Below are 24,616 nucleotides of genomic sequence, written 5' to 3' on the forward strand. Positions count from 1 at the left end.
TGGGTCGGGGAAATCAATATGCAGCCGCGCATTTATGGAGCCGCATATTAAAGGGCGCAAAATCAAAGGGCGTCGGGTGGCACCCCGGCGCCCTTTGGCTTTTGGCAGACATTGCGTGAAACTGCAGTTCTCAAACCTCGCGAGAGGGGAGCGGCCGCATCTGCCTGTTCTGGGTGGTTTGTATTCAGGCTATGCGGCTGAGGATCCGTGAGAGGCCTCGCCTCAAAAGACGCCCTGCTCCATCATGGCCTCAGCCACCCGCTTGAAGCCGGCGATGTTGGCGCCCGCCACCAGGTTGTAGCCCAGGCCGTACTCCTCCGCAGCCTCCACGCTCATCTGGTAGATGGTGTTCATGATCCGGTGCAGCTGCGCGTCCACCTCTTCCGCCGTCCACACCAGCCGCTCGCTGTTCTGCGCCATCTCCAGTGCGCTGGTGGCCACGCCGCCTGCGTTCACCGCCTTGCTGGGCGCCACGATCATCCCGGGCTGCTCCATCAAGAACCGCAGCGCGTCGTTGGTGGTGGGCATGTTCGCCACCTCAATGTAGTACTTCACGCCGTTGGCCGCGATCTGCTTCGCCTGCTCCATGTGCACGTCGTTCTGCATGGCCGAGGGCATCACCACATCCGCCTTCACCCCCCAAGGCTTCTCACCGGGGAAGAACTCCACGCCGAACTTCTCCGCGTAGTCCTGTACCCGGTTGCGGCCGCTGGAGCGCATCTCCACCAGATACGCAATCTTCTCCTCCGTGGCTACGCCGTCCGGATCATAGATATATCCGTCCGGGCCGGACAATGTCACCACCTTGGCCCCCAGCTGCGTTGCCTTCCTGCAGATGCCCCAGGTCACGTTGCCGAAGCCCGCGCAGGCGATGGTCTTGCCCGCGATCCGCTCCCCCTCGTGCTCCAGCACGTTCTGGAGATAGTATACCGCGCCGTAGCCCGTGGCCTCCGGCCGGATCAGGCTGCCGCCGTAAGAGAACCCCTTGCCCGTCAGCACACCGTTCTCCCAGGCCCCCTTCAGCCGCCGGTACTCGCCGAAGAGATACCCGATCTCCCGGCCGCCCACGCCCATGTCCCCGGCAGGCACGTCCACGTCCGGCCCGATGTACCGGTACAGCGCCTGCATGTACGCCTGGCAGAACCGCATGATCTCCGCGTCCGACTTCCCCGCCGGGTCGAAGTCCGCGCCGCCCTTGCCGCCGCCGATGGGCAGACCCGTCAGAGAGTTCTTGAAGATCTGCTCAAAGCCCAGGAATTTGATGATGCCGGGATATACGTTGGCCTGGAACCGCAGGCCGCCCTTGTAGGGCCCCAGCGCGCCGTTGAACTGGCACCGGTAGCCGATGTTCGTGTGCCACTGACCCTGATCGTCCTCCCAGGAGACCCGGAAGGTGAACATCCGCTCCGGCTCCACCATCCGGTTCAGCAGGTCCACCTTCTCATACTCCGGGTGCTTCTCGATCACCGGCTCCAGAGAGGAGAACACCTCCTCCACCGTCTGCACGAATTCCGGCTCGTTGCCGTGCTTCTTCTTCACGTTCTCGATCACGCTGGTGAGATATGTGTTCATGGCTGTTTTAATCCTCCTTTATTTTATCAAGAACAGTTCTCAACCTTGCGAATTAGGAAAACGGACAATCCTTCCTTTCGAAAATGTAAGGCGTATATTTCCCCAAGCTTCTGTGGGCTCAAAGGCCCTTTACAAAAGCCTCCATTCGCCGCAACCCCTCCTGGATGCTTTTCTCGCTGGTGGCGTAAGACAGGCGGATAAATCCCTCGCCGCCTTGGCCAAAGCCTGTGCCGGGCACGACAACCACATGTTGCTCCTGCAGCAGCCGCATCGCAAACTCCTGGGATTTCAGTCCAGTCCCGGAAATATTGGCAAATGCATAGAATGCGCCCTTTGGCCACAGACAGCTAATCTTTTCAATATTATTGAGTCCCTTGACAATCAGCTCCCGGCGACGGCGATACTGGCACTTCATTTCTTCCACGCAGTCCTGGTTTCCTGTAAGCGCCGCCACCCCGCCCCACTGAACGCCTTCATTCACAGAAGAAAGTACGTTTTCCAGAAGCTTTGTCATAACAGTCGTGACTTCTAAAGGCGCAGCGCTCCAAGCTAAACGAAAGCCTGTCATAGCATATTTCTTAGAAAAGCCGTCTACCACTACTGTACGCTCTTTCATCCCCGGAAAACTGGCAATACTGGTATAAGGCTCCCCATCCCAAATCAGTTCGCGATAAATCTCGTCTGTAAGAACATACAGGTTTCGCTCTTTTGCCAGATCCGAAATTTGGCGCAGGTTTTCCGCGCTGGCTACACCGCCGGTTGGATTGGAAGGCGAATTGATCAAGATAACTTTGGTCTTTGGCGTAATCGCATTCCGCAGGTCGTCAATCTCGTACATGAATCCGTTTTCTTCCTTGACTTTCACAGGAATGGGGACGGCACCTACCTGCATCATCAGGCCTTTGTAATTGGCCCACCCGGGGTCTGGCAGCAACACCTCATCTCCGATATCCAACATGGCGGTGCAGGCAAGATTCAGCAGACTGATTGCGCCGGCCCCAATCAGGATCTCACTCGGCTGATAATCCAGCCCCCGCGCCTGATAAGTCGCAGCCACGGCCTTCCGCAAAGCAGGAATGCCGGTATTGGGCGTATAGTGGGTTTCCCCGCGCCGAAAGGAGGCTACCGTCGCATCAACGACATGCTGCGGGGCCGTAAAGTCCGGTTCCCCCAACGCGAAGCTGATGACATCCTTCATTCCTGCTTGCATAGCGAACATTTCTCGAATTAGAGAGCCAGGAATCTGCTTGCTTTTCTTCGAAACTATTGACATATCTATATTTTCCTTTCTGTCCTTTCGAGTTCCATTATTCGGTCTAGGCATATCCATGCGCATGTTGTCCTCGGTATACACAGGAGAGATGCTCCCGACAGCCCGACGCACCAGGACGACATTCCAGAAGGCTCTCCTCACATCCACCCAGCGGGCGGGTAGAGCACTGTCCCGCCAGCGTCCAAATGGCGTCTACATCTCTGTCCGCCCCCCATACTTGAATGAGAGAACCGCCTTCCGCTCCTTGAATGCCGCCTTTTCCAATCAGGACTGATTTCACAGGCGCCAGCATAGAGATGGCATCCAACTCCGTAATCACTTCTCCAGCTAATGGAAGCAGTCCGCAGGCCATCCCATGGGAGGCTGAGACATGTTTTCTTTGAGACAACGCTACTGCTGATGAGATATTTCCGGACGTTAGTTTTTCTGTCCCTGCTGCTATGAGGACCCGGATTCCTTCGGTCTCAATGGCACTAAGCGCCGCGCCATAGCTACCGCCCCCGGGACTCCCCGCAAGAAGAGCCGCTCCGCCGCTGCAATCAATTAAATTCGCTCCAGTAACCAATACACATTCCGGTCCAAACTTCAAAAAGGCATCTCTCTCCAAGCCATCCAGGGACCGTATGCCCTGCCGGCTGAGAAGTACCGTATGTGGATTGGAGCTCTCTTTCAAATTGGCCACAGCCCCGCGGCATGTTACCCGGCCGCACAGCCTCAGGTGCGATCCCGTCAGAATGGCGCTGAGACAGGAGGTTGTGGTTCCGCCCTTCAAAATTAATGTTCCATTTTCCAGTGCGGTCTGAACTTCCGGCCGCCTGGAAATTGCCTCGGCAATCAGCCACTTTGCGGCATTCACACTCAAAAAAATCTGAACACGTTTCAAATTTTTTACCTCATGTTGTCAAAACCCTCAGCAAAACTTCTGTTGTCGAAATCATGTCTTCAAACAGGATATGTTCCTTGCACCCGTGAACTTCCTGCATACCTACCCCGATATTGATAGCAGCCAGACCATTTTCAACCAGCCATGTGATGTCGCTGCCGCCGAGCGTCTGTTCAATGACCGGTGTGATGCCAATACTGCGCATGGCCTCACAGGTCTTTTCAATAATGGGTGCGGTAACCGGAATACAAAACGCATTAGAGACCCGGTTCTCGGTTTTGCAGAATTTTGCGCCCCAGGCCTGACAAACCTTTTCCACGTGGCCGCAAATATTCTGTACAATCGACTGGAGCTCCTCCTCCTCGTAGGAGCGAACCTCCACATCAAAATCCGCTTTCTCTGGGACGATGTTGGTTTGCCCGGGGCAGAGCAAATTGGCCACGTTGACAACGCTAATTTCCGACACACGGCCGCATTCGATGCCGGAAATACACTCTGCCACAGCTTTCAGAGCATGGATGCCTTTTTCAGGAGAAACGCCCGCATGTGCGCTCTTTCCTTGGATAGAAAAGTGAATCTTCATATATGCAGCCGCCTGGTTCACCAAGTGCCCCACATCCTCATTGTCTAAAACAATGGCCTCTTTGCTGATAATTTTGCTGTAGTCAGCGTATTTGGAGCCGAGAATGCCGTTTTCCTCACAGATAGTCAGCAGAAATTCGATCGGCCGATGCGGCAAGCCTTTCTCAACAATCGTCTGGACAGCCTCCATAGCTGCAGCAATACCGGCTTTATCATCACTGCCTAGAATTGTGGTTCCATCGCTGTATATGACCCCATCTCTCAAAATAGGAGAAATCCCATAGCCCGGGGCCACAGTGTCCATATGGGCGCAAAGAAGCAGAGGAGCGCCTGTACCTGGTAGAATCGCATGGAGATTCCACCCGTTGGAGCCGAACATTTCCCCAATCTCCTGTCGTTCCCAATGGAGTCCAAGAGAAGTCAATTCTTCCTCCATCATGATGCAAAATTCTCGCTCTTGATAGGTCTCGCTGGCACAGGTAACATATTGGAGAAAGCGTTGCAGCAAACGTTCTTTGTTCATACTAACATCCTCTCATTCATTCCGCAAAATGCGTCTCTTTGTCATTGGCAAACTGATCGTAACATGCTATAATATGTTAAATTGTCCACGAAACCTTTCTGCTAGTAGTCACCCGAACACCCGCAGATGTATAACAGCTCAGGAGGGGATGTGAAATGGCTCTTACCGTCGCCGATGTATTAAAGCTGAAGCCCTTTGCCACCGGCAAGGTAATCGCAGGGGAAAACGGTGTTACCCGTAAAGTTGAGCACGTCAGCGTGATGGAGGTGGATATCACAGAATGGTTTTCCTCAGAGCTGGTTCGAGGTGCCTCTTTGGAAATTTCCTCAATGTATGCCCTGGTCGACCATCCTGAGCGGCAGGTGGAAGCCATCCGACGCCTGAACAAGAGCGGAGCTGCCGGGCTTGTCCTCTGTTATGTGGGAACAGTTTTAAAGGACGTCTCTCAGGAGCTCATTGATGTGTGCAACGAACTGGATTTTCCTTTGATTGTGATGTTTTCTCTGGTAGGCTACAAAGAGATTATCCGTGCTGTATCCGATGCGCTTTTGGGGCTTGATAATCAAAAGCTGCGAGACGCCATTGACATCTATGAATATGTGACGGAACTGCTGATGGAGAGCAGGAACAACTCCTCGCTGGTCATGTCTCTGGAACATATGCTGGAAAAGCGCGTGATGTACTTTGATCAAAATGCCGAGCCCATCTACATCTCCGGCTTTTCCAGAGCGCGAATCCAGATGGTTGAACGGTATATCAAAAATCATTTCTCAGAGTTTTTGCTCCACCATTCCAGCCAGACCATTTCCTGCCCGGGATAGATGAGCAGCTCTATCTGCGCCCAATCTATAATAAGGCATTCTATTTTGGCACTTTGGTAATTGTAGGGTGCAGGTTTTCTGATTTGGATAAAATTGCGATTGCCCAGATCTGCAATGCCTTGAGCATTTCCAGTCTAAGCCAGATCAGCATCAGCCAGCAGCAAGAAAAACTGCGCACAGATTTTATACGGGATCTGTTGACCATCCATCTATCTGAAGAGGATATCTTTCGCCGCAGCACAGCGATTCACTGCGACATCTCCCAGGTAGAGGGATGTATTGTGCTGGATATCTGCAATTTCAAGCAGTTGATCAAACAATACAGCGAGGAGAAAATCGCTTCTTTAAAATGTGACTTTTATGAGTTGGTGCAAAGCGAACTCAGCGCTTTAGGGGACAGGAGTATCTGCTGTGTACTGAGTGATAAGGTCGTAATCCTCCATATTCAGACGCCCAAGCAAACGATTTTGCAGGTAGCCCGTTCTCTCCAGCGGGTCCTTAAGCGCAAAAATATTGAGGTTTCCGCCGGAATTGGATATCGCTGTAAAAGTGTGCGGGATATCCAAACCAGCTACGAAACCGCAAGACTGGCGCTGCAAATTGCAACCTCTGGTTTTGCGCCCTCTACCTGTGTGGACAGCGAGGAGTTTCCCGCCTATATGATGCTGCTTCAGACTTATCAGGCCGACCCTGGACTGGTCCCGCAGTTGATTGACCGTCTTTTAGCCCCTGTCCGGCAATATGATCAAACCCGAAACGGTGCCTTGGAAGAGACCTTCCGCGCACTTTTGCGCTGCGACATGAATTACAATCTGGTTGCCGAACAGTTGTTTTTTCATAAAAACACCGTTCTTCAGCGCAAGCAAAAAATTGTATCTCTGTATAAGGAGGATCCTTTTCAGTTGCCATTGCGCCGCCAGTTTGAATTCGCGTTTATTTTAGAGGGCTTATACGTGCGGAAGGGTTCCTCTGATTCCGGCGATATTTAAAGATTCCCGGTTGTCGATGCAACTCATTCGACAACCGGGAATCTTCTTCACGGCAGATACTCAGGCGTTTTCTTGGCGCAGGACTTCCGCCATCGGAACATGGTCAAACTCAAAATCATAGTAGCGGGGGTTCATAACGGAGAATGGCTTTCCTGAATTGTATTGCTCCCGGGCGGGCACGCCTACGATGCTGACAAAGTCGCCAACTTCAATTACCGTGTTGGTCAACGGATGGCAGGTCTTTGTATCCACGCATTGAACGATATCAGGGCTGGTAATCCATGGCTTGCCGTTCTTCCACATCACATGATACTCATTCTCGAACCACAGCTTATAGGTATTGCCAGCAAACTCGTCCACACCTTCCAGCTCCAGCGTGCCATAGTACAGGCCGTCGATGGTCTTTCCCTCTTTTTTGACCATCTTCGTTTTTGCCAGAACATAACCGCCGGCGGCTTCCGCTGCCGCGGCCACGGGGTCCTTCCCTACCTCGTTGGCCTCCCGAATGGTCTTGCCAATCTTGAAGCACTGGCTGAGCGTGCCGGGGACCAGCGCGTCCTTGACTTCCTTACCGGACATGATGTAGCACGCGTGGGCTACCATACCGAAGCCGGAGTCAGCCAGCATCTTGCCGTTGCGCTCGATCATCTGGCTGTTCACACAGCGCGTCAAGATATTGGTGTCGCCATAGCCGTTGACGATGGCCACCGGCAGACAGGGCTTATCCATAACAAGCGGCAGCGCCTGGGTCATCTGCGGATAGGCACGCCCCGCGGCGTCCGCGTCGATATACGTCAGGCCCTTGTCGAATCCAACGGACATGGGCATGCAGCTGTTTCCGCCGCCCAGCTCAATGGCAAACAATGCGCTGATCTTCTTCCCGGTGTATTCCTCCAGGACATCCAGGGACTTGGAAAGCATCTCCTGGGGAGAATAGGGCGGATCAACGGGCACGCCGTTGCGCTTTTGCTTGGCAATGATCTCATCTGTTTTGGGGGCGATAGAGCCCATCAGAAAAACAGACGCATAGGTGTCATCATCCTTCAGATCGTCAAAGCTGGTTACCTGGAGGGGCTTCCCCTTCTCCAACACCTCTGTCAGGGCTACGATGCCGGCCTCAGGGTCACCGCCGCCACCGCAGCCGAAGAAGCAGCAGCCAGTGGCAAAATCCTGAATATCCTGCTTTGTCTTTAACTCAAACGCAACCATAAAAGCGCTCCTCACTTTCTAACTTATCATATAACTGTTGCGTAGGATTACCGATCTGTATAAATGCTGATGTCTGGCATGTACATATCCATGCCCAGCGCATAATACTTCAGTTCACCGGTTTCATTGTAATAGTCCGCAACAGGCCAATCAATGTATGTGGACTGATACGCATAGGGATTCGCCATATCGGCGACTGGTGCCGACGCACACAGCTCTGCCATCACATAGTCCTGCAGTTCCATGGCAGCGGCATTTCTCTCATCTGTATCCAGAATGGTGACAGCAGTGTCCAACCGTTCATCCAGCTCCGGCGTGGAAACCCAGGTGGGATTCTCAAACGTTCCCTGGGTTGCGCTGCCAAATAGAGTGCGCATCACAGAAGCGGCGTCATTGACAGAGGGCGTGATGTTGCAGGTAGATACATTCGGCGCACTATCCGGGTTGGAAATCTGCTCCTGATAGGTCAGCCAGGGACCCTTCCGGATATTCATAGTGATGCCGACTTGCGCGCAGTTGGCCTGCAGGGACAGCATCATTTTTTCCAGAGCTGGAGCCGAATCCAGGAGGAAACACTCCAGTTCAATGTCCTGATATGTGTCCGCATACCTCGACTGGGCCAAGTATTCCTTCGCCTGCTCAATATCATAGTTATAAGTCGTACAGCTGTCGTTATGGCCGTTGATTGCGGAGGAGACCGGTCCGACGCTACGCTCTGCGCCGTAGAATACAGGGCCGAGGAAACTCTCATAGTCCAGCAGGCAGGACAACGCCTTGCGGTAGTTCAGATCGTCTGTGGGGGCGGCCTGCGTATTAAAGAAGATATACTGGGTGCAGGCCCATGTGGTAAATGCCAGTTCAACCCCCTCAATCTCATCCAACGCCTCATAGTTTTCCGGAGCAAACCACGGAGAAGAAATTTCCAGCTCCTGATTGGCCATCATAGTCTGCTGGGTACTGGGCTCAGTCAGATAAATAGCCTGAAACTGCTCGGGGGCATTTTCGCGGCCCTCCCAGCCCATATGCCAGTCAGGGAAGCGGCTTGCTAGGAAATAATCAGAATGCACCATCTCTGTAGCTGTGTAGGGACCAGAGCCAGCGTCGTTGTCCAGCAGCCAGGCCATGGCATAGTCGCCATATTCGCCGTAGGTGCCGTCATCCACAATATTGGCCATGACCGTCTCTTCGTCCAAAATGTACAGGTGCCAGATGATGCCCATAAAAGAACCCAGAGGCTCGGCGAGAACAAATCTCACTGTGTAATCATCGTCCGCCACGCATTCCTCCACGGTGTCGAAGAGGTACGCAAATCCCTGTCCAATCGTTTTGAAGCGGTTAAAGGAAAACACGACATCGGAAGCTGTCAGGTCGTTTCCGCTGTGGAACTTCACGCCCTCCTTCAGATGGAAGGTATACTCCAATCCATCCGGGCTGGCCTCCCAATCGGTGGCCAGGTTCGGCGTTTCATCTGGATAGGTGAGATTATCATACAGATTTTCAACACATACGCTGCCGACCAAGTCCGTAATCACCGCCGGATCAATCTTGGGCGTACTGTCCGCAGAGAAGCGGATGATGCTGGGGCGGGTGCCGTCTCCCGTCTGAGCGTCTGCCGGGTCGCCCGCAGTGTCTCCGCCGCACCCGGACAGCAGGCCGACGCAGCTCAAAAGGGCCAGGACCAATGCAAGAATTCGTTTCATAATCTTCCTCCTTTATTACAGTCGTATAATTTACACCTCCGGCGGCAGCCGAAAAGCGTGTACAGAGAGAATGCCCTATTTATCTATCAAATGACAGCGGACCGTATGCCCTGGCTCCACCTCCCGCATCACCGGGTCTTCTTTTGTGCACCGCTCGCATTTGTAGGGGCAGCGGGTGTGAAAACTGCAGCCCGTCGGCACATTGACCGGGGACGGAATTTCCCCCACGCACTCCACTGCCTTTGGTTTGATGGTCTCGTCCTCCTCCGAAACTACCGGGATCGAGGACAGCAGCATCTGTGTATAGGGGTGCAGCGGATTTCGATAGAATGTCTCGGTGGGGGCGATTTCGCAAATCTTGCCCAGATACATGATCGCCACCCGGTTGGAGACGTTCCGCATTACGCCCATGTCGTGGGTGATGAACATATAGGTGAGGTTCTGCTCCTTCTTCAGCTTGATGAGCATGTTGATGATCTTGGCCTGGATGGAGACATCCAGAGAAGAGGTTGGCTCATCCAGAATGATGAACTTGGGATTGCAGCACAGTGCCCGGGCTATGGAGACCAGCTGCTTCTCACCGCCACCGATGGAGTTAGGCGACTTGTACATGAAGTCGGCGGGAAGTTCTACCATCTCCAGAATCTCAAGGATCTTATCGTCAATCTCGTTCTTGGGAACTACCTTATGTACCTTCAGCGGCAGACTCAGAATGCTGCGCACATCCTGATAGGGGTTTAGGGAAGAGCCGGGATCCTGAAAGACGATCTGCGCCTCGCGGCGGAATTTCATGCTCCTCTTCCGCTTGGTCTCCTTTGTGAAAACCTCGCCCTCAAAGTCGATCTCGCCGCCCGTCATCCCGTACATGCCCATAACGGTATAGGCAATCGTGCTCTTTCCGGAGCCGGACTCACCCACAAGGCCCATGACATCCCCATGGTTGATGGTCAGGTCCACGCCATCCACTGCCCGCACAAACCGGTCTTTTCCCACAGGAAAGTACTGCTTCAGGTTCTTTAATGTCAATAACTCATTCGACATGGCCGTCTCCCCTCTCCTTGGCAGGTCCCTTGTCCTCATAGAGGAAGCAGGACACCGCATGATTTTCTGCAGCCATGTATGTGCCCGGTTTTTCCTGCTTGCAGCGTTCTGTGCAATGAGGGCAGCGGTTGAAGAACCGGCACCCCTTTGGTGGATTTACATAACTTGGAATGTAGCCGTAAATGCCGGCTGAAATTCCGCCGCCGGTAAGCCGCGGCACACATGCCAGCAAGCCTTGGGTATACGGATGCAGCGGATTTTTGAAAAGCTCAGCGGTATCGCAGTTCTCCACGATGTTTCCCGCGTACATGACGTAAATACGGTCCACCAGCTCTCGGACCACGCCCAGCGAGTGGGTGATCATGATCAAAGAGCGCTTTTCCTCCTCCACCAGCCTGCGCAGAAGCTTGTGGATCTGCCCCTGAACCGTGACGTCCAGCGCGGTACCGGGCTCATCCGCGATCAGCAGCTGACGGGGCGTCAGAAGCGATGTGGCAATGCAGATTCTCTGCCGCATACCGCCTGATAACTGGTGCGGGTACGAGTTCAGAATGCGGTCCGGGTCCGGAATCATCACGCTGTCAATCGCCTTCCGGGCCGCGTCCAGCATTCCCTTTTTGTCATGCTTATCAAACTGCCCGGAGTATTTCAGCACATCCATCATCTGCTGGCCGATCGTGAATACAGGGTTCAATGCCGCCATGGGCGACTGGGAGATCATGGAGATCTTGCGGCGCCGTAGATCCAAAAGCGCCTTCGCATCCATGGCCAGGATATCCTCACCGCCAAACAGGAGCTTAGACCCCTCTCCCACCTTGATACCCCGTTCGTCCAGTGTCCGCATGACCATTTTCATCGTTGTGGTCTTTCCGCAGCCGGACTCGCCCACAAGGCCGATTTTTTCGCCCTTACCCACGTACAGATTGATGTGATCCACCACTTCGGCAAAGCCCCGATATGTCTTGTACCATACAGAGAGATCCTGAATATCCAGCAATTTTTCATCCATCACTGTTTCCCCCTGTCCAGCATATCCCGAATTCCGTCGCCCAAGAAGTTAAAGCCAAGGATGACAAACACAATGGCAAGGGCGGGGAATGCCGTCATCCACCAATAGTCCGGCATGTAAGTCGACCCTTCGGAGATCATCGTGCCGAAGGACGGCGTGGGGGGCTGTTCGCCCAGGCCGATAAAACTCAGGGATGCGCCCAGCAGAATAACCCAGCCAACGTCCAGCGCCATCTTTGTCAAAACCGGGGACAAGCAGTTGGGCAGCAGTTCCTTGAAGAGAATATGCGCCCTGCTCGCGCCGACAAGTTCGGCATTCTTGATAAAGTACTCCTTGCTATATCCGGTCGCCATACTATAGACCAGTCTTGTATACCATGGCCACCAGGAAAGGGTCACCGCAATCATGGTATTCGTCATGTTCGGCTCCATGAGGGAGGCTATGGTCATGGCCAGCACCAGTGACGGCAACGCCAGGAAAATATCCGTCATGCGCATGATGACGGTGTCCACCCAGGTGTGGTGATAATATCCCGCCAGAAGACCCAGAAACGTCCCCACGGGAACAGAGATCGCCAGTACCACCACTGCCATTTTCAGGGCGCCGCGGAATCCGAAAATCACGCGGGAGAGGATGTCCCGCCCCGTCACATCCGTCCCGAACCAAAACGTGGCGTTAGGTGCCACGCCGGCATTGGCCAGATCCACATAGGCGCCGGCATGTTCCGGAAACGGCGCCACATACGGGGCAAAAATTGCGAAAATCAGGGAGATCACCACAATGGCCAATCCCACCATGGACAATTTGTTGCTGCGGAAGTTATACCAGTAAATACAGAAATTCTCCCGGGTGGATGGCTTCAGAAAGCCTTTTTTCTTTTTGGCTGCATCCATCTTTACAGGTCACCTCCCAGTCGGATCCTCGGGTCCACCATAGCATTGATCACGTCCACGATCAGATTGACCACCAAGAACGTCGCTCCGATTACAAGCACCACTGCACAGACAGAGTTCAAGTCCTTGGTAATCATCGCGTTTGCCCCGTATTTGGAAAATCCCGGCCAGTTGAATACCTGTTCCACCATGAATGCGTTGCCCACCATAGATGCAATGTCCATGCCCATAACTGTGATCACTGACGTGCTGGAGGGCTTGAACAGATATCGATTCATCAGGACTTTTTCCGGCAGGCCATAACTGCGGGAAACGCACATGTACTCCTTTCCCATATTGTCCGTCAGCGCGGAACGCATCAGCCGTGCATCCTGGAACATACCGCCCAGAGAAAGGGCAAACGCGGGCAACAGCAAATGGAGGAACGCGTCCCACGCCGTGGAAAATTGTCCCTGCACCAGGGCATCCAGCACATAGAAGCCCGTGATGGTGTCCGGCGGTGCCACCCCGGTACTCAATCGCCCAAGCGTTGGGATTACCTGCCATAGATTTCCGAATATGACCAGCAGCACAATTGCCACCACGAAGGACGGCACCGCGATTCCGATATAGGAGAACACACGGATGATACTGTCCAGAATGCCATCTCGGTGCCGGGCCGCCGCCCGTCCCAAAATCAGGGAACCGCCCACCATGAACAGGGCGGACCAGAAAATCAGTTCAAAGGTCGCCGGAAGCAGCTGCTTCATGTCCTCTGTAACAGAGCGGCGGGTGGACAGGGAAATACCGAAATCGCCATGAAGCACATCCCGAAACCACAGGATATACTGCACCGGCAGTGGCTTATCTAAATACATCTGTTTTGACAGGTTATCGACTGCCTCCTGGGTCGCGTGCTGCCCCAAAGCCAACCGTGCCGGATCTCCCGGAATAATGCGGGAAAGACAGAAAATGACAATTGAAACTCCTATCAGAACAAATACTCCCTGCAAGAGTCTTTTCAGTATATAGCGAAGCACTTTTCCAACCCCTTTCCTATTGCAGAGCCATTTGGATCACGTCAGTTCCCAATCGACTTTTCGTGTCTTTTCTTCCACCGGCCAATAGGCGTATTTGCTCTGGGAAACGCCCATCAACGCACAAGAAAGTGCGTCGTAAAGAGCCGCTCTGAATGGCTCAATGACCGGAATATCGATCCCGTGTTCCTGCAGTTTTCTCTTCACGCCATCCACCGCCGTGCTCATGCAGGTACAGCCAAAAATCACCGCCCGGGCGCCATCCTGCCGTACCGCTTGGTTGGCAGCCGCCGCAGCCTTGTCCACGAGAGCCTCCTCACTGTTGTGAAGTTCCACCACTGGCATGTGAATGACCGGAATGGATGCCAACTGCCGTTCAAAGCAATAACACCGGATATTTTCACGAATACAGCGGTCGGCATTATCCAGAATCCCGATCACAGAAAAGCGCCCGGCCATTCTGGCGGCCAGTGAACAGCTGGACTGGCATGCCCCCATCACCGGAATTCGGACCAATTCCCGGCATTCAGAGAGTGCGGGATCCAGAAAGCAATCCAGGACAATGGCGTCGAAGCCATCTTTTTCCCCCTGCTGCACCAGCTTTAATATGTAAGGCGCAGCCAGAGCCGAATCGTAAAAGCATTCAATAGACTCACTTCCACCCTCAACGATCCTGCTCTCAAGCTCCACCAGTCCCCCGGTTTCCTCCTTCAGCGCGGCGGCCAGCGCCTGACGGTCCTTTACAGAGACTGCGATCCCCTCTGTATAAATGTCCGGAACAATGTTGAGGATTCTGATCTTTCTCATAGATACCTCCTTTTCGCATCATCTAATTTTGGTCTACTGCCGTGTTATTTATGTTGAAAATTATACGATTGGATTTTGTGTAGAAATATACATTTTTCTTGGGCATTATTTTCATCATAACACACAGCCCTTATGCAAATCTCACATATATCTAGATGTCCAGAACAGCAGAAGGGATCAGGGAATCTCTGTTGTAAGCATCTATGGTCTTTCCTTGACATCTTCCTTAAGAAGCTGAGGGTAGATTTTTAACAGTAATTTGCCCAACTTTAAGTGGAGCGTCTGGAGCCCCTGCTGTATCTCATCGGCCAGACGATAGGGACAGGCGGTAGAACACCGCTATGAAGCCGCCGGAACAACTGCGTTGGCGTCTATTGCAAAGGCCCATTCCCATTGTGGAAATTCCCTGGCATTCCTCGCTGATGGAGAGACGGTCGTGCAACTCACTGAACACGGTTCTGGCGGGAGAAATCAGGAGCTGGCATTGGCCGCTGCAGAAGGAATTGCAGGACTGGACAATGTCTTAATTTTTTCCGTTGCTTCTGATGGAACCGATGGGTCCACTGATGCGGTCGGCGGAATTGTAGATAGGTTCACGTGGAGCCGACTGGAAAAGGCTGGCCTCTCCATTCACCAGATACTAGCTAATAACAGCGCCTATCATGCTTTGAAACAAGTAGATGGGTTGATTCGAACGGGTCCCATAGGGACCAATGTAAATGATGTTTTGGTGCTCCTGATTCAACAAGCTGAAAGGACATGAACAAGCGACTCTGTTGTGATTACGTATCGTGGGCAGCAAGTATCGGTGCCGAAGGCTTTCTGGAGCGGGATCGGAAGCGGGAACAGGCGTGGTAAAAACAGGAGGAAAGGCATAGCATATCCTCTCGAAATAAAACCTGAGGAGAACAAGCAGGGACTGAACGCCCGCTGAAAGATTGAAGCAGTCCGTCTCTCCAAAGATAAGGTTACAGGGTGTTAAGCCCTAATTATTGGTGCTTGAAAGAGCGTCCAGCACATACCTATTTAGTCCAACACGAGGTTGAGCCTACTCACCTCCACGTGCTCTGTAGTACACCTGCTTCCTCAAGCCTATTTTAACAAATTTCAACTTGCTGTATGAGAGGCACCTATGTTTCATCCATTTTGGTGCCTTGGAGCGTAGCGGAAAGGAATGGTCACACCTATGGAATTTAAAGAAGATATTCAAAAGAGACGCACAACATTTCAGTTTACTGGTACACCGGTAACAGCGGAACAGATTAAGTGGATTATTCGGGCCGGAATCACGGCTCCCTCTTTTGACCACAAACGCAAGTGGAATCTTATTGCGGTCACGTCGGAGATGGCAAAGCGAAAAGTCACCGACTACATTGACCCTCTGCCCTGTAAGGACACTCCTCCTGAAAATCCAGTGCAGGAGATGATTCAGATCGCTTTCCCCAAGCAAAAAAGTATGTGCGGAAGCTGGATGTGTCCTTCTGCCGCTGTATAAGCGGGAAGCACAGATCATGATGGAGGTCGGGCCCAGAAAACTGATGGACTTTGTCGAGATCTGGTGCGTCATCGAAAACGTCTTCCTAGCTACCACAGACGAGAGCCTTGGCCGCTCCATGCGAATTCCCACAGAGGAACAGCCGAGGAAGATTTTGGAAGTGCTGGGCTGTCCATCAGGATACCAGCTTCCTTGCATCATCGGAATCGGCCATATTGCAGAAGGGGCTGAATATCGGAGCAGGTTTATCCGGATTTGACGGAGTGTGTTCATTGGAAAATTGGTGAAAATACCTCAGCGGAATTTTTATATGTTGCTTTTGTGTCCGGACTGGTAGTCTATCCATTTGTCCTACACAGTGCTTAGATAATTTACTGCTACCTATCTTATTTCCTATAAATCGCCGGGGCACCAAGATTCTCCTTCCTGGTGCCTTGGCGATTTCTCCATATAAAAGCCTGTGAAAACTGAGCTGGATTCCCGCCAGCAACGTGATGAAGGCATCGCCTTGACATATGCCCGGCGGGAGGAAATAATCGACACTTGTGAAATCTCCAACAGCACCAACGCAGAAACTGCGCCGCATCAGCAATGAAAAGGCCAGCTGGATTAGGAGTTGGATCAATCAATCCGGCCGTTTCTTTTCCTCGGTTTCATATTCATTCTCTCAGATTCTTGCGTTGTCCGTCATCGCTTCATTTTCTTTTGCCCACTTGCTGGATTACGCATATCGCTGTCAGAGGAAGTATCTGATTGGCAAAAGCACTGAATCAAGATGCTTGAATCTGTGTAATTCTCTGAATTTTCTTCTTGTCTCCGCTCAACTCCCTGTTTTGTTGCTTGTACATGATGAGAGGTTGTGTATTTCTCAAATGCGGGGGAGGCATCGTGAAAGAATCGGACTGCAAACGCTATGAGGATCTGCCGCTGTTTCTGAACACGGCAACAGTGGCAAAACTTCTTGGTGTGTCACAATCCAGCTGCTACGAGCTCATGCACGAGCCGGGCTTCCCGGTACTAAAGATCGGCAGCAGGATGGTCGTACCCAAGGAGCAGTTCACCCGCTGGGGGATGAGCATACGGGAGGTGGAAAATCAGGTACGGAAGTGGAACCTACTTCTCTCTGCCCGACGAGATCTTCCTGCTGGGTCTGAATGCCGGTGAACTGGCAGTGTATAGTTACCTCAAACGGTGCGAGGACCGTAAGACGCATCAGTGCTGGCCCAACGATTGGGAGATCTGTGGGTATGAGTGAAAACACAGTGCGCAAGTACATCCGCCAACTGGAGGAACAGGAGCTCCTCTTCACAGAACCGACAGAGATTATGACCAGGGCCGGTCAGAAGCGCAATAGGAATCTGCACCACACCCTCCGTCCCACCCAGGAGGTGGTAAATGCGTACTATGACCGTCAGTTGGCGCGGCTGGAAATCACAGTAATGCGTCAGAAGGCAGCAGCGGCCCAGGCCGGCATGTGACCGCCTGGGCCGCTGTGTGCGGAGGTGACAGCGTGGGCAGGGTACAGGCATTCCGTGTGGGGACTGTGTGCCGCAGCTCCCGTTATTGATTAACGCCTAAATGGGCAGGTGGACCGAGGGGGGAATCGTGCAGGATAAAGGCCGGGGTCGCCGGTAGCACCTCCGGCCGGTCACAACTGCCCGCAGTGCGGGCAGTTGCGAGGGTTTTGCGGTGTATCAAAAGTGGGATCAAAATCCGACCTGTGCTGTCACCTCTGCGGTCACGAACCCGGAACACCTACTGTCACAACAAAAAAACAGAGGTCAAGCCCCAGAAAGGAGCAGTTTATGGGCAGAAAAGAGAAATTCGCCTTCTACCTCTCTCCGGAGAAGAAGGCCATCTTAGAGCGGCGGTACCGGGAGGATTGAAGCCGCAGTCTCACCGCCTTCATCGAACGAGCCGTCGACTTCTATCTGGACTGCTTCAGCGCCAACAACGCAGGACTCTTTCTCCCGGCCTCCATCAAATCCTATGTGGACGGCCGACTGGGACAGTTGGAGAATCGGATGTCCTCTCTGCTGTACAAGCAGGCAGTGGAGCAGGATATGGTAGCCGGCATTCTGGCGGATGCCTATCAATTCAACGAAGATGATCTCCAGCCACGCCGCACGGAGAGTATCAACAAGGCACCTGAGTAAAAGTGAGTTTGAAACGGTGCTGTCTGCCTCAGATTGTGTCAGGCATCCCGTGGAGGATGCTGTACTTCAGAACTTCCAACCGGGATGTCTACGAAAAACTGTTGATGGTCTTGGAATTGGGGTAAATGTCAAATATAAGGGGCAATAAAGGAGTGTGGGCGTGGCTAAAGCCACACCCACACTCCTTTATATCCTCCTGTATTTGACATTTACCATTTTGTGTGTGGGACTCTCTCTTATGCCAGTTTCTTCACTCTATTTTCTTAAAACAACAGGGTTATAACTTTATAGAGAATGAACAGGAACATGATCACAAAGCCACCGCAACGGCTCACTACACGTCTCCAAGACCGCTGTTCCTGACAGCGGTCCGCATGGATAAGTGCCGCCAGAAAAACTCCGCTGCAGGCCAGCAACACCGCCCATAGAAATGTTGCATTGGGCAGAGCAGTTTCCCATGCCAGCAACAGGACGCAGGGAACAAGAATCAAAATTGAGGCGGCGAATTCTGCCAGCTTTCTAGCGACATAAGCATTCACCTTTTTCCCTCCTTCAGCATTTTCTTGGAAAAGAGATTTCCTGTTGCTTATGAATGCTGTGCGGCAGTCTTCCGCAACAGTTGCCGCCCAGCATCCGTCAGTCCGGCTTTCAATCGTCCTTGGCCGAAGACTCTCACCAGTCCCAGATCGGAGAGATGTTCAGAAATGGCACTCAGTTCCATCATGTAGATGGAATGCTTTCCAGAGATCTCGCTCATCGTGGCATCGTCCTTTTCGATCCAATGCATGAACTGGATTGCCTGACTGTCCACTCCATATACGGCAATGGTCTTCAACTCTGTTTCACTCATATTGGCACAGGCCGCGGCATCGCCTTTTTCCGTCAGGGAAAAATATAGCTGGGCAATCAGCCGCTGTCCCTTTCGCTTGACATAGCCGCTCTTCTCCAGAGAATCCAGCGCATTGTGGATATGGCCAGCCTGTAGCTGATGCTCATTGCAGAAGCGCGTCATACTGGTGATAATAGCGCCGGCATTTGAATATCCACGCTTGATGGTTTTCAGAATCTCCATCTGGGCTTCATTGGGTCCCGTCTTTTCATCCACAGGAACAACGGTATCCTTCTTGGTCAGAAAGCTTACAATCACCAGCGTGAGGAAAGAGGCCGGGAAAATCAGCCAGAGGCTGTTCATCTGCTGGGAGTTGGTGGTTAGGATATCCCAGTACAGTACAATGGCCATAGACACGGCAACAGAGGCAATCGCTCCCTTCTGGTTGCCTACCCGCAATAGCCAGGAGTCCAGATAGTAGACAAACAATGGGGCACCCACTCCTGTGCCGAAAGCGAAGAGATAGCTCAGCCCGCCGCTCCAGAAGATGGCGAAGAATACCGAGGCCATTCCATAGATGATGGTGCCCCACTTCGCCCACTGCAGGAGCTTTTTGGTATCACGAATTTTCAGGAAATACTGCGCCACATCACGGACTAGCTGATTCACGCCAGATACCAGGTAGATGTCGCAGGTGGACATGGTGGCCGCCATCAGGCCGGCCATAATACAGGCCGCCAAAGGAATCGGCAAAATATTCATCAAGGCTCCGAACGCCTGACTGGAATCCGTCAGTCCCGGCAGAAGCTGCCGGGCATAGCAGCCGATAAAAGCTCCGACAACACCGGTAAAGTAGGCGATGATCACAGTCCACATCCAGCCGCGCTTGCAGTTCTTTAGACTGCGAGTACCCGCCGCCCGGGCCCAATACGGAGACTGGTTCAGCAGAGACTGGTGCATCATCAGGAAGGTGATGACAGACGGTGCCACAAATTTGATGACAGGGAGCGTACCGAAAGGAAGGGAGAGGAAAGCATCTGGTAGCGCCACTGCATCAGGCAACCCGTACTTCGCGATCAAAAAGGTCGGCAGGATGATGAACTGGATAATGAATACCCAGGAGAACTGAATCACATCTGTGGCGGTAGCCGCCCAGATGCCGCCGAATACCACGTAGGCCGTGACCACCACACCTACCAACAGCATCGCGATTTTGGGGTCAATGCCCAGCGCACCGCCGATGGTCTCGCCGCATCCCACATACTGCCAGCCCAGAATGGCTAGGGAGGCAAAAAGGATTACAATGGTGATGGCCATGCGGCCGCCCTTTCCGTAGCGGTATTCAAACCACTCGGTGGGCGTCAGGGCGCCGGATGTCCGCCAGAAGCCGGCCCAGCACAGCCAAGCCACCAGAGCTCCTGTGCCCCAGCCCAAGTAGAACCACATGCCGCCCATACCGAACATATAGCCGTACATGATAATGGAGGGCAGATAACCGCCAGAGATCAGAATGGAACCGTTGCCGATGGCTGTCATGAAGGCCGTAAACTCCCGGCCGCCAACCATGAATTCCGTCTCATCCTTGGTGGTCTTTTTTCCGATGATCCAGCTCAGTAGCATCATTGCGCATACGTAGACCACAGTAATTAGGATCATCCACATTTGTGAAGTCATACAGATACCTCCTTACGTATGAACATTTCACCAGCATTGGCATTATCCAAAGTATTTCTTGTTGACGCACCACATGTCGTGTCCAGTGAGGAACCACTTAGGCTCTTCCCGCTCCGCCAGCATCATAATCTTGTTGAAGCTGTCATAGCAGGCATAGTGGTCATAGATAACGCTGTTGAGGATAAAGGGTCCCCAGTTCTCAGGTGCAGGTGTGATATCCACAATTTCGCCGCCAATGACCTCCATCTTATCCATCTGCGGGAAGAGAGACTGGGCAATATGGGGCATATCGCCGGTAATCACATACTTGCCCTCTGCAGTCTGGACCTGAATGGCCATACCGCCTAGGGAGTGACCGGGAACCTTGAACAGGCGGATTCCGTTTCCCATGTCAAAATCGCCATCAATCATGCGTACATTCTTGATCTGTGCAAGGTCGCCTGGCGTGCGCGGGTCATAATCTCTTCGAATCTTCTGTGTGGGCAGGGGGTGAAGCATATTGTAATACTCATCCCTCTGAAACAGGTGCTGTGAATTGGGAAACAGCAGCATGCCGCCTGCATGATCGTTGTGGAGGTGGGTATACATGACAATCTCAATATCGTCGGGTGTCAGACCTTCTCCTTTCAGCGCATCCAAAACAAATTGATTGCCGCCCTCCGCCGGACTGTCCGCCCAAGCTTTGCCATCGACAATGTTGTCCTGATGAACACCAGTATCCACAAGAATATTTCTACCATCCTTTTGCAGGAGATACCCACTATAGACAAAGGGATATCTCGTTTGGTCAAGCCCACCATCAAATAAGGACTTATAGCAGGACAGCGTACCATAGTGCAGGCAGGTGATTTTCCAGTTGTTGTTCGCCATATTTTCCATCCTTTCTACTCCAAATGTGAGCCGGTGTTTCATTCACTCCGGCATATGCCATTGCCGGACGCCCTCAAAATAGGGAGCCTGCTTCCGGTATCGGAAGTCATCCTCGTCCTTTTCAGACCAATCATAGAGTCCTTGGCCCGCCTTTTGCCCCGTGCGCCCGGAGGCAATCCCCACCAGAGTGGTCTTTTGGATACTTTTTGTGTCGCAGAGATCTGGATACACATTCAGTGCAATGGCCCTTTCCAACTCAAAGCCAACCGCATCGTAATATTCCAAAAGCCCTATAGAAGCGTACCGCATTCCAACTGCATACTTAATTGCCCGATCAATGTCCGCCGCAGTGGTGATCCCCTGCTCAATCAAATAAATCGACTCGCGGAACAATGCCTGGGCAAAACGATTTACTAAAAATCCTGGGACACTGCGATTCAGCATGACCACTTGTCGATTCAGGTCCTTCAGCAGCGTACAGACCTGATTCAGAGTTTCCTCTGATGTCTCTGTATGCCGGACAACTTCCACCAGGGGAAGCATGTGGACGGGTTGGAATGGATGCGCAATCAGGAATCTTGCGGGATTTTCAATTTTTTCTGCCAGGATTGCAGCATCAATGGAAGATGTTGTGGATACCACAATGATATCTCTGCCGCAGACCTCGGTAATGATGCTATACACACGCTGCTTAATGTTCACATCTTCTGAAACCGCTTCAAAAACAATGTCACAGTCTCTAAGGGCTGAGACATCATTGGTGATCGTCACCAGGTCCATCGCAGCACGCCGATTGGCCGCAGTCGCCAATTTCTGGGCTATAAGGTCATTCCAGTTTTGCAGCATGGTGTTTCTGCAGCGGGATAGTCCCTCCTCTGAATGTCCAATTACAACGGTGGAATATCCATTGCCAGATGTCAGCGTCGCTTGGCACGCGCCGATCGTTCCTGCCCCATAAATTGCAATTTTTTTCCCCATAGAACGCCTCCTCTCGTTTTGAAACAGCATTGTCAGGGCCTTGACGCCTTACTACCTAAGCAAAAACTATGCCAAGAATGGAAAATACAAAAATTCTCCATTCTTGGCATAGTGTGTTGTAAAACTGTACAACTCCCCTGTTTGCTGAGTCTTTAAAGAAGTTGATACTTATGAAGTTTTTTATACAGGATTGTGCGGGAAATTCCCAAATTTTGTGCTACCAAGGTCTTATTACCGTGAAACTCCTGTAAAACTTGCATCAGGATATCCTTTTCCAGCTCATCCGTCCGTTGGCGCAGCAAGCGCGGCGGCGCGGCAGAGTTTAATGTTTTTGTTTCATATGCGTGATGTTTAAAATAGTCCGAAAAATACTTCCACTCCAGCGTCTCAAACCAGGCAAGATTCATGGCCCGTTCTAAAACATTCTGCAGTTCACGGACATTTCCCGGCCAGTCATATTCCATCAGACGCTGAACGGCTTCCTGAGAGATTCCCGGGATTTGGAGGTTCAGCCGGAAATTCAACTGCTTCATCAGCCAATCGATCAGCAAAGGAATATCCTCGCTTCGCTCTCTCAATGGCGGAACATGAATGCATACCACATTCAGTCGGAAATAGAGATCACTGCGAAATTTTTCTTCCATCACAAGCTTTTCAAGAGGCGTGTTTGTCGATGAAATAATCCGCGTGTCAATGGGGATTGTGGCAGAAGATCCCACACGCTCAATCTCCCGCTCCTGCAATACCCGGAGGAGTTTCGGCTGCAGGGCAAGCGGCATCTGATTAATCTCGTCCAAAAAGAGGCTGCCGCCATTTGCCATCTCAAATTTTCCAATCCTGCCTCCCCTGCTGGCCCCCGTAAAGGCTCCCTCCACATAACCAAAGAATTCTGATTCCAGAAGTTCAGCGGGGATCGCTGCACAGTTCACTTTGATCAGGCGATTCTTACATCTGGGACTGAGTTCATGAATGGCATGCGCTACCAGCTCCTTGCCGCTGCCAGTTTCTCCATCAATCAAAACCGTGGAAGAGGACCGCGCTGCACAGACAATTTCGTGCTTCATTTTCAGAATCTCCGGGCTGTTTCCGACAATCCGATCCAAGGGATCTACGGTATTTTGCTGAAAGGACTGAAGCAGTTGCATCTGGCGATTCAGTTCTTCCAGCAGTGAAACGACATGAGAGGGAACCGCCATGGAAACATCCTCATTCTTTCGAATCATATAGACGAGACAACCCTCCAACTTGTTTTCGTGAAACAGCGGTGTGTAGGAGCAATAGACCGGTACCTCCTCCCCAGTTTGACTGTTCAGGAGAATCGCATCCCCAGACACAAATTTTTGAGTCTTTAATACCTCATCCACGCGGGAAAGCCGAACAACATCCCGGACATATCGGCCCTTTACCTGCTCAAATGTATACCCGGTAAGTGATGACCATCGCTGGTTGACATAGGCATACCGTCCCTCTGCATCCGCGACAATGAGTCCCTCCAGTTCATCGGCAATTCTTTGCATCAATGCTTTTGTTGAAATTTCATGTAGACTCTGGACCATCAAGGGAATTTCTCCTCCTTTCGATTTCCGTTATTTTAACGAAAATTCACACAGCTCCCCGGTTCTGTTTTGGAAGAATTATTGTAAGCCAATTTTAACACAAGTTGTAAACACTGTAAATAAATACTTACAATTATGTAAAATTGTTACAGTACCTAAAAAATTCTCCCAAAAATAAAAAGCTGGAAAGTAAAAATTGCTGCACTGGTACTGCTTACGCTGTGGCAACATGGCTATCTATCATATAATCTCTCTGGCTTTTCAAAATACTTAGCCATCCGTTTCTGCCGTATTCTCAGGAACGGCCTGCCGCTAATCAGATAACCATAGGGTGTTCCTATATTCATTTCTAAAATTCTTCCCCCTTCTCTCCACCGTTTTCATTGATTCTTTGCTAAGTATAACATCGGCACAGTCGGAGGTTTCCTTTTACAGTCATAGTCACCGGCTAAGCCGATGGCTTGAGTAGGCCCTATGAAGGCCTATTACCGGCAAGCGTCTCAAGGCGCACTGAAATTTATTTTGCTTGCATCACTTGCCTTACAGCCTGTAAACGGGTAATCATCGTTCTAATAGTAGCTTTCTATTATTGGAAGTCTCATGCCAGCGGCTCACTTCGCTCGATGCTTGAAGCTAAAGCTCCTCTCTCGATTGACAACTTTGATGCCTGCGACTACATCTTCCTGAATCACGCGCACCCGGACCACTACCTGAACATCAAGGAGTTTGTGGACAAATTC

General features: G+C 51.9%; 24 protein-coding genes and 1 pseudogene. 9 read left to right on the forward strand and 16 right to left on the reverse strand.

Features of this window, described 5'->3' with window-relative positions:
• Positions 1 to 222 precede the first annotated feature (222 nt).
• The 4 genes from gdhA to EIO64_RS09055 form a co-directional block, all read right to left on the reverse strand.
• Positions 223 to 1,572, reverse strand: a complete 1,350-nt coding sequence (gene gdhA / locus EIO64_RS09040) for an NADP-specific glutamate dehydrogenase (protein ID WP_119311755.1) — start codon at positions 1,570 to 1,572, stop codon at positions 223 to 225.
• A 118-nt stretch (positions 1,573 to 1,690) separates the two neighbouring features.
• Complete coding sequence (locus tag EIO64_RS09045) at positions 1,691 to 2,926, reverse strand: pyridoxal phosphate-dependent aminotransferase (RefSeq protein ID WP_119311756.1); 1,236 nt, start codon at positions 2,924 to 2,926, stop codon at positions 1,691 to 1,693.
• Positions 2,889 to 3,728, reverse strand: a complete 840-nt coding sequence (locus EIO64_RS09050; RefSeq protein ID WP_136891238.1) for a hypothetical protein — start codon at positions 3,726 to 3,728, stop codon at positions 2,889 to 2,891. Before EIO64_RS09050 ends, EIO64_RS09045 begins: the two co-directional genes overlap by 38 nt.
• Positions 3,729 to 3,738: 10 nt before the next feature.
• A complete protein-coding gene (locus EIO64_RS09055) occupies positions 3,739 to 4,833 on the reverse strand; it encodes a M20/M25/M40 family metallo-hydrolase (protein ID WP_119311757.1) in 1,095 nt (364 codons plus the stop codon).
• Positions 4,834 to 4,988: 155 nt separating this feature from the next.
• On the opposite strand from EIO64_RS09055, the gene EIO64_RS09060 reads away from it, so the two are divergent.
• Positions 4,989 to 5,654: a PucR family transcriptional regulator ligand-binding domain-containing protein gene (locus EIO64_RS09060; RefSeq protein ID WP_136891239.1), complete on the forward strand. Its 666-nt coding sequence runs from the start codon at positions 4,989 to 4,991 to the stop codon at positions 5,652 to 5,654.
• 83 nt (positions 5,655 to 5,737) lie between these two features.
• Positions 5,738 to 6,643 carry a PucR family transcriptional regulator gene (locus tag EIO64_RS09065; protein WP_136891240.1) on the forward strand — a complete coding sequence of 302 codons (906 nt, stop codon included), beginning with the start codon at positions 5,738 to 5,740 and terminating at the stop codon, positions 6,641 to 6,643.
• A 60-nt stretch (positions 6,644 to 6,703) separates the two neighbouring features.
• On the opposite strand, the gene EIO64_RS09070 is transcribed toward EIO64_RS09065, so the two are convergent.
• The 7 genes from EIO64_RS09070 to EIO64_RS09100 all read right to left on the reverse strand — a co-directional run bounded on the left by EIO64_RS09070 (position 6,704) and on the right by EIO64_RS09100 (position 14,318).
• Positions 6,704 to 7,852: an S-methyl thiohydantoin desulfurase family protein gene (locus EIO64_RS09070; protein WP_025544120.1), complete on the reverse strand. Its 1,149-nt coding sequence runs from the start codon at positions 7,850 to 7,852 to the stop codon at positions 6,704 to 6,706.
• 47 nt (positions 7,853 to 7,899) lie between these two features.
• Positions 7,900 to 9,552, reverse strand: a complete 1,653-nt coding sequence (locus EIO64_RS09075; protein WP_119311759.1) for an ABC transporter substrate-binding protein — start codon at positions 9,550 to 9,552, stop codon at positions 7,900 to 7,902.
• Between the two features lie 75 nt (positions 9,553 to 9,627).
• Entirely contained in the window at positions 9,628 to 10,593 is a 966-nt protein-coding gene (locus EIO64_RS09080) for an ABC transporter ATP-binding protein (RefSeq protein ID WP_025544122.1), read from the reverse strand.
• Positions 10,583 to 11,602 carry an ABC transporter ATP-binding protein gene (locus EIO64_RS09085; protein WP_025544123.1) on the reverse strand — a complete coding sequence of 340 codons (1,020 nt, stop codon included), beginning with the start codon at positions 11,600 to 11,602 and terminating at the stop codon, positions 10,583 to 10,585. Before EIO64_RS09085 ends, EIO64_RS09080 begins: the two co-directional genes overlap by 11 nt.
• On the reverse strand, positions 11,602 to 12,495 hold the full coding sequence (locus tag EIO64_RS09090; protein ID WP_025544125.1) for an ABC transporter permease: 894 nt from the start codon (positions 12,493 to 12,495) through the stop codon (positions 11,602 to 11,604). The genes EIO64_RS09085 and EIO64_RS09090 overlap by 1 nt, the downstream gene beginning before the upstream one ends.
• 2 nt (positions 12,496 to 12,497) lie before the next feature.
• Positions 12,498 to 13,514, reverse strand: coding sequence for an ABC transporter permease (locus EIO64_RS09095; protein WP_025544126.1), 1,017 nt, complete (start codon positions 13,512 to 13,514; stop codon positions 12,498 to 12,500).
• A 36-nt stretch (positions 13,515 to 13,550) separates the two neighbouring features.
• Positions 13,551 to 14,318, reverse strand: a complete 768-nt coding sequence (locus tag EIO64_RS09100) for an aspartate/glutamate racemase family protein (protein WP_119311761.1) — start codon at positions 14,316 to 14,318, stop codon at positions 13,551 to 13,553.
• A gap of 436 nt (positions 14,319 to 14,754) precedes the next feature.
• Between EIO64_RS09100 and EIO64_RS09105 the strand changes: the two genes are divergently transcribed.
• The 7 genes and pseudogenes from EIO64_RS09105 (at position 14,755) to EIO64_RS09130 (ending at position 17,969) form a co-directional block, all read left to right on the forward strand.
• A complete protein-coding gene (locus EIO64_RS09105; RefSeq protein ID WP_025544129.1) occupies positions 14,755 to 15,081 on the forward strand; it encodes an MOFRL family protein in 327 nt (108 codons plus the stop codon).
• A gap of 423 nt (positions 15,082 to 15,504) precedes the next feature.
• Positions 15,505 to 15,813 (forward strand): nitroreductase family protein, encoded by a 309-nt coding sequence (locus tag EIO64_RS09110; protein ID WP_025544130.1) that lies wholly within the window; start codon positions 15,505 to 15,507, stop codon positions 15,811 to 15,813.
• Positions 15,814 to 15,829: 16 nt separating this feature from the next.
• Positions 15,830 to 16,072 (forward strand): hypothetical protein, encoded by a 243-nt coding sequence (locus tag EIO64_RS09115; RefSeq protein WP_025544131.1) that lies wholly within the window; start codon positions 15,830 to 15,832, stop codon positions 16,070 to 16,072.
• Between the two features lie 201 nt (positions 16,073 to 16,273).
• On the forward strand, positions 16,274 to 16,408 hold the full coding sequence (locus tag EIO64_RS18800) for a hypothetical protein (protein WP_283251959.1): 135 nt from the start codon (positions 16,274 to 16,276) through the stop codon (positions 16,406 to 16,408).
• A gap of 293 nt (positions 16,409 to 16,701) precedes the next feature.
• Positions 16,702 to 16,967 (forward strand): annotated as a pseudogene (locus EIO64_RS09120) (helix-turn-helix transcriptional regulator).
• A 93-nt stretch (positions 16,968 to 17,060) separates the two neighbouring features.
• Positions 17,061 to 17,291: a hypothetical protein gene (locus EIO64_RS09125; RefSeq protein WP_051365553.1), complete on the forward strand. Its 231-nt coding sequence runs from the start codon at positions 17,061 to 17,063 to the stop codon at positions 17,289 to 17,291.
• 513 nt (positions 17,292 to 17,804) lie between these two features.
• Positions 17,805 to 17,969, forward strand: a complete 165-nt coding sequence (locus EIO64_RS09130) for a hypothetical protein (RefSeq protein ID WP_181446430.1) — start codon at positions 17,805 to 17,807, stop codon at positions 17,967 to 17,969.
• A gap of 263 nt (positions 17,970 to 18,232) precedes the next feature.
• On the opposite strand, the gene EIO64_RS09135 is transcribed toward EIO64_RS09130, so the two are convergent.
• The 5 genes from EIO64_RS09135 to EIO64_RS09155 form a co-directional block, all read right to left on the reverse strand.
• Positions 18,233 to 18,508 (reverse strand): hypothetical protein, encoded by a 276-nt coding sequence (locus EIO64_RS09135; RefSeq protein ID WP_119311762.1) that lies wholly within the window; start codon positions 18,506 to 18,508, stop codon positions 18,233 to 18,235.
• Positions 18,509 to 18,555: 47 nt separating this feature from the next.
• Positions 18,556 to 20,472, reverse strand: coding sequence for a sodium:solute symporter family transporter (locus tag EIO64_RS09140; protein ID WP_119311763.1), 1,917 nt, complete (start codon positions 20,470 to 20,472; stop codon positions 18,556 to 18,558).
• A gap of 42 nt (positions 20,473 to 20,514) precedes the next feature.
• Positions 20,515 to 21,342 (reverse strand): N-acyl homoserine lactonase family protein, encoded by an 828-nt coding sequence (locus tag EIO64_RS09145; RefSeq protein WP_158629756.1) that lies wholly within the window; start codon positions 21,340 to 21,342, stop codon positions 20,515 to 20,517.
• A gap of 42 nt (positions 21,343 to 21,384) precedes the next feature.
• Positions 21,385 to 22,320, reverse strand: a complete 936-nt coding sequence (locus EIO64_RS09150) for a 3-hydroxyacyl-CoA dehydrogenase family protein (RefSeq protein ID WP_158629757.1) — start codon at positions 22,318 to 22,320, stop codon at positions 21,385 to 21,387.
• A gap of 152 nt (positions 22,321 to 22,472) precedes the next feature.
• A complete protein-coding gene (locus EIO64_RS09155; protein WP_051365554.1) occupies positions 22,473 to 23,876 on the reverse strand; it encodes a sigma-54 interaction domain-containing protein in 1,404 nt (467 codons plus the stop codon).
• Between the last annotated feature and the right edge of the window lie 740 nt (positions 23,877 to 24,616).

It is taken from the genome of Dysosmobacter welbionis (genome assembly GCF_005121165.3).
GTDB classification, from domain to species: Bacteria; Bacillota; Clostridia; order Oscillospirales; family Oscillospiraceae; genus Oscillibacter; species Oscillibacter welbionis.

Excerpts from the sequence above, each read along its gene's own strand:
- EIO64_RS09125 (WP_051365553.1), top strand. The coding sequence starts at position 17,061 with ATGAGTGAAAACACAGTGCGCAAGTACATCCGCCAACTGGAGGAACAG.
- EIO64_RS09145 (WP_158629756.1), bottom strand. The coding sequence starts at position 21,342 with ATGGCGAACAACAACTGGAAAATCACCTGCCTGCACTATGGTACGCTG.
- EIO64_RS09085 (WP_025544123.1), bottom strand. The coding sequence starts at position 11,602 with ATGGATGAAAAATTGCTGGATATTCAGGATCTCTCTGTATGGTACAAG.
- EIO64_RS09150 (WP_158629757.1), bottom strand. The coding sequence starts at position 22,320 with ATGGGGAAAAAAATTGCAATTTATGGGGCAGGAACGATCGGCGCGTGC.
- EIO64_RS09110 (WP_025544130.1), top strand. The coding sequence starts at position 15,505 with ATGGAATTTAAAGAAGATATTCAAAAGAGACGCACAACATTTCAGTTT.
- EIO64_RS09090 (WP_025544125.1), bottom strand. The coding sequence starts at position 12,495 with ATGGATGCAGCCAAAAAGAAAAAAGGCTTTCTGAAGCCATCCACCCGG.
- EIO64_RS09140 (WP_119311763.1), bottom strand. The coding sequence starts at position 20,472 with ATGACTTCACAAATGTGGATGATCCTAATTACTGTGGTCTACGTATGC.
- gdhA (WP_119311755.1), bottom strand. The coding sequence starts at position 1,572 with ATGAACACATATCTCACCAGCGTGATCGAGAACGTGAAGAAGAAGCAC.
- EIO64_RS09055 (WP_119311757.1), bottom strand. The coding sequence starts at position 4,833 with ATGAACAAAGAACGTTTGCTGCAACGCTTTCTCCAATATGTTACCTGT.
- EIO64_RS09155 (WP_051365554.1), bottom strand. The coding sequence starts at position 23,876 with ATGGTCCAGAGTCTACATGAAATTTCAACAAAAGCATTGATGCAAAGA.
- EIO64_RS09070 (WP_025544120.1), bottom strand. The coding sequence starts at position 7,852 with ATGGTTGCGTTTGAGTTAAAGACAAAGCAGGATATTCAGGATTTTGCC.
- EIO64_RS09100 (WP_119311761.1), bottom strand. The coding sequence starts at position 14,318 with ATGAGAAAGATCAGAATCCTCAACATTGTTCCGGACATTTATACAGAG.
- EIO64_RS09115 (WP_025544131.1), top strand. The coding sequence starts at position 15,830 with ATGATGGAGGTCGGGCCCAGAAAACTGATGGACTTTGTCGAGATCTGG.
- EIO64_RS09060 (WP_136891239.1), top strand. The coding sequence starts at position 4,989 with ATGGCTCTTACCGTCGCCGATGTATTAAAGCTGAAGCCCTTTGCCACC.
- EIO64_RS09080 (WP_025544122.1), bottom strand. The coding sequence starts at position 10,593 with ATGTCGAATGAGTTATTGACATTAAAGAACCTGAAGCAGTACTTTCCT.
- EIO64_RS09075 (WP_119311759.1), bottom strand. The coding sequence starts at position 9,552 with ATGAAACGAATTCTTGCATTGGTCCTGGCCCTTTTGAGCTGCGTCGGC.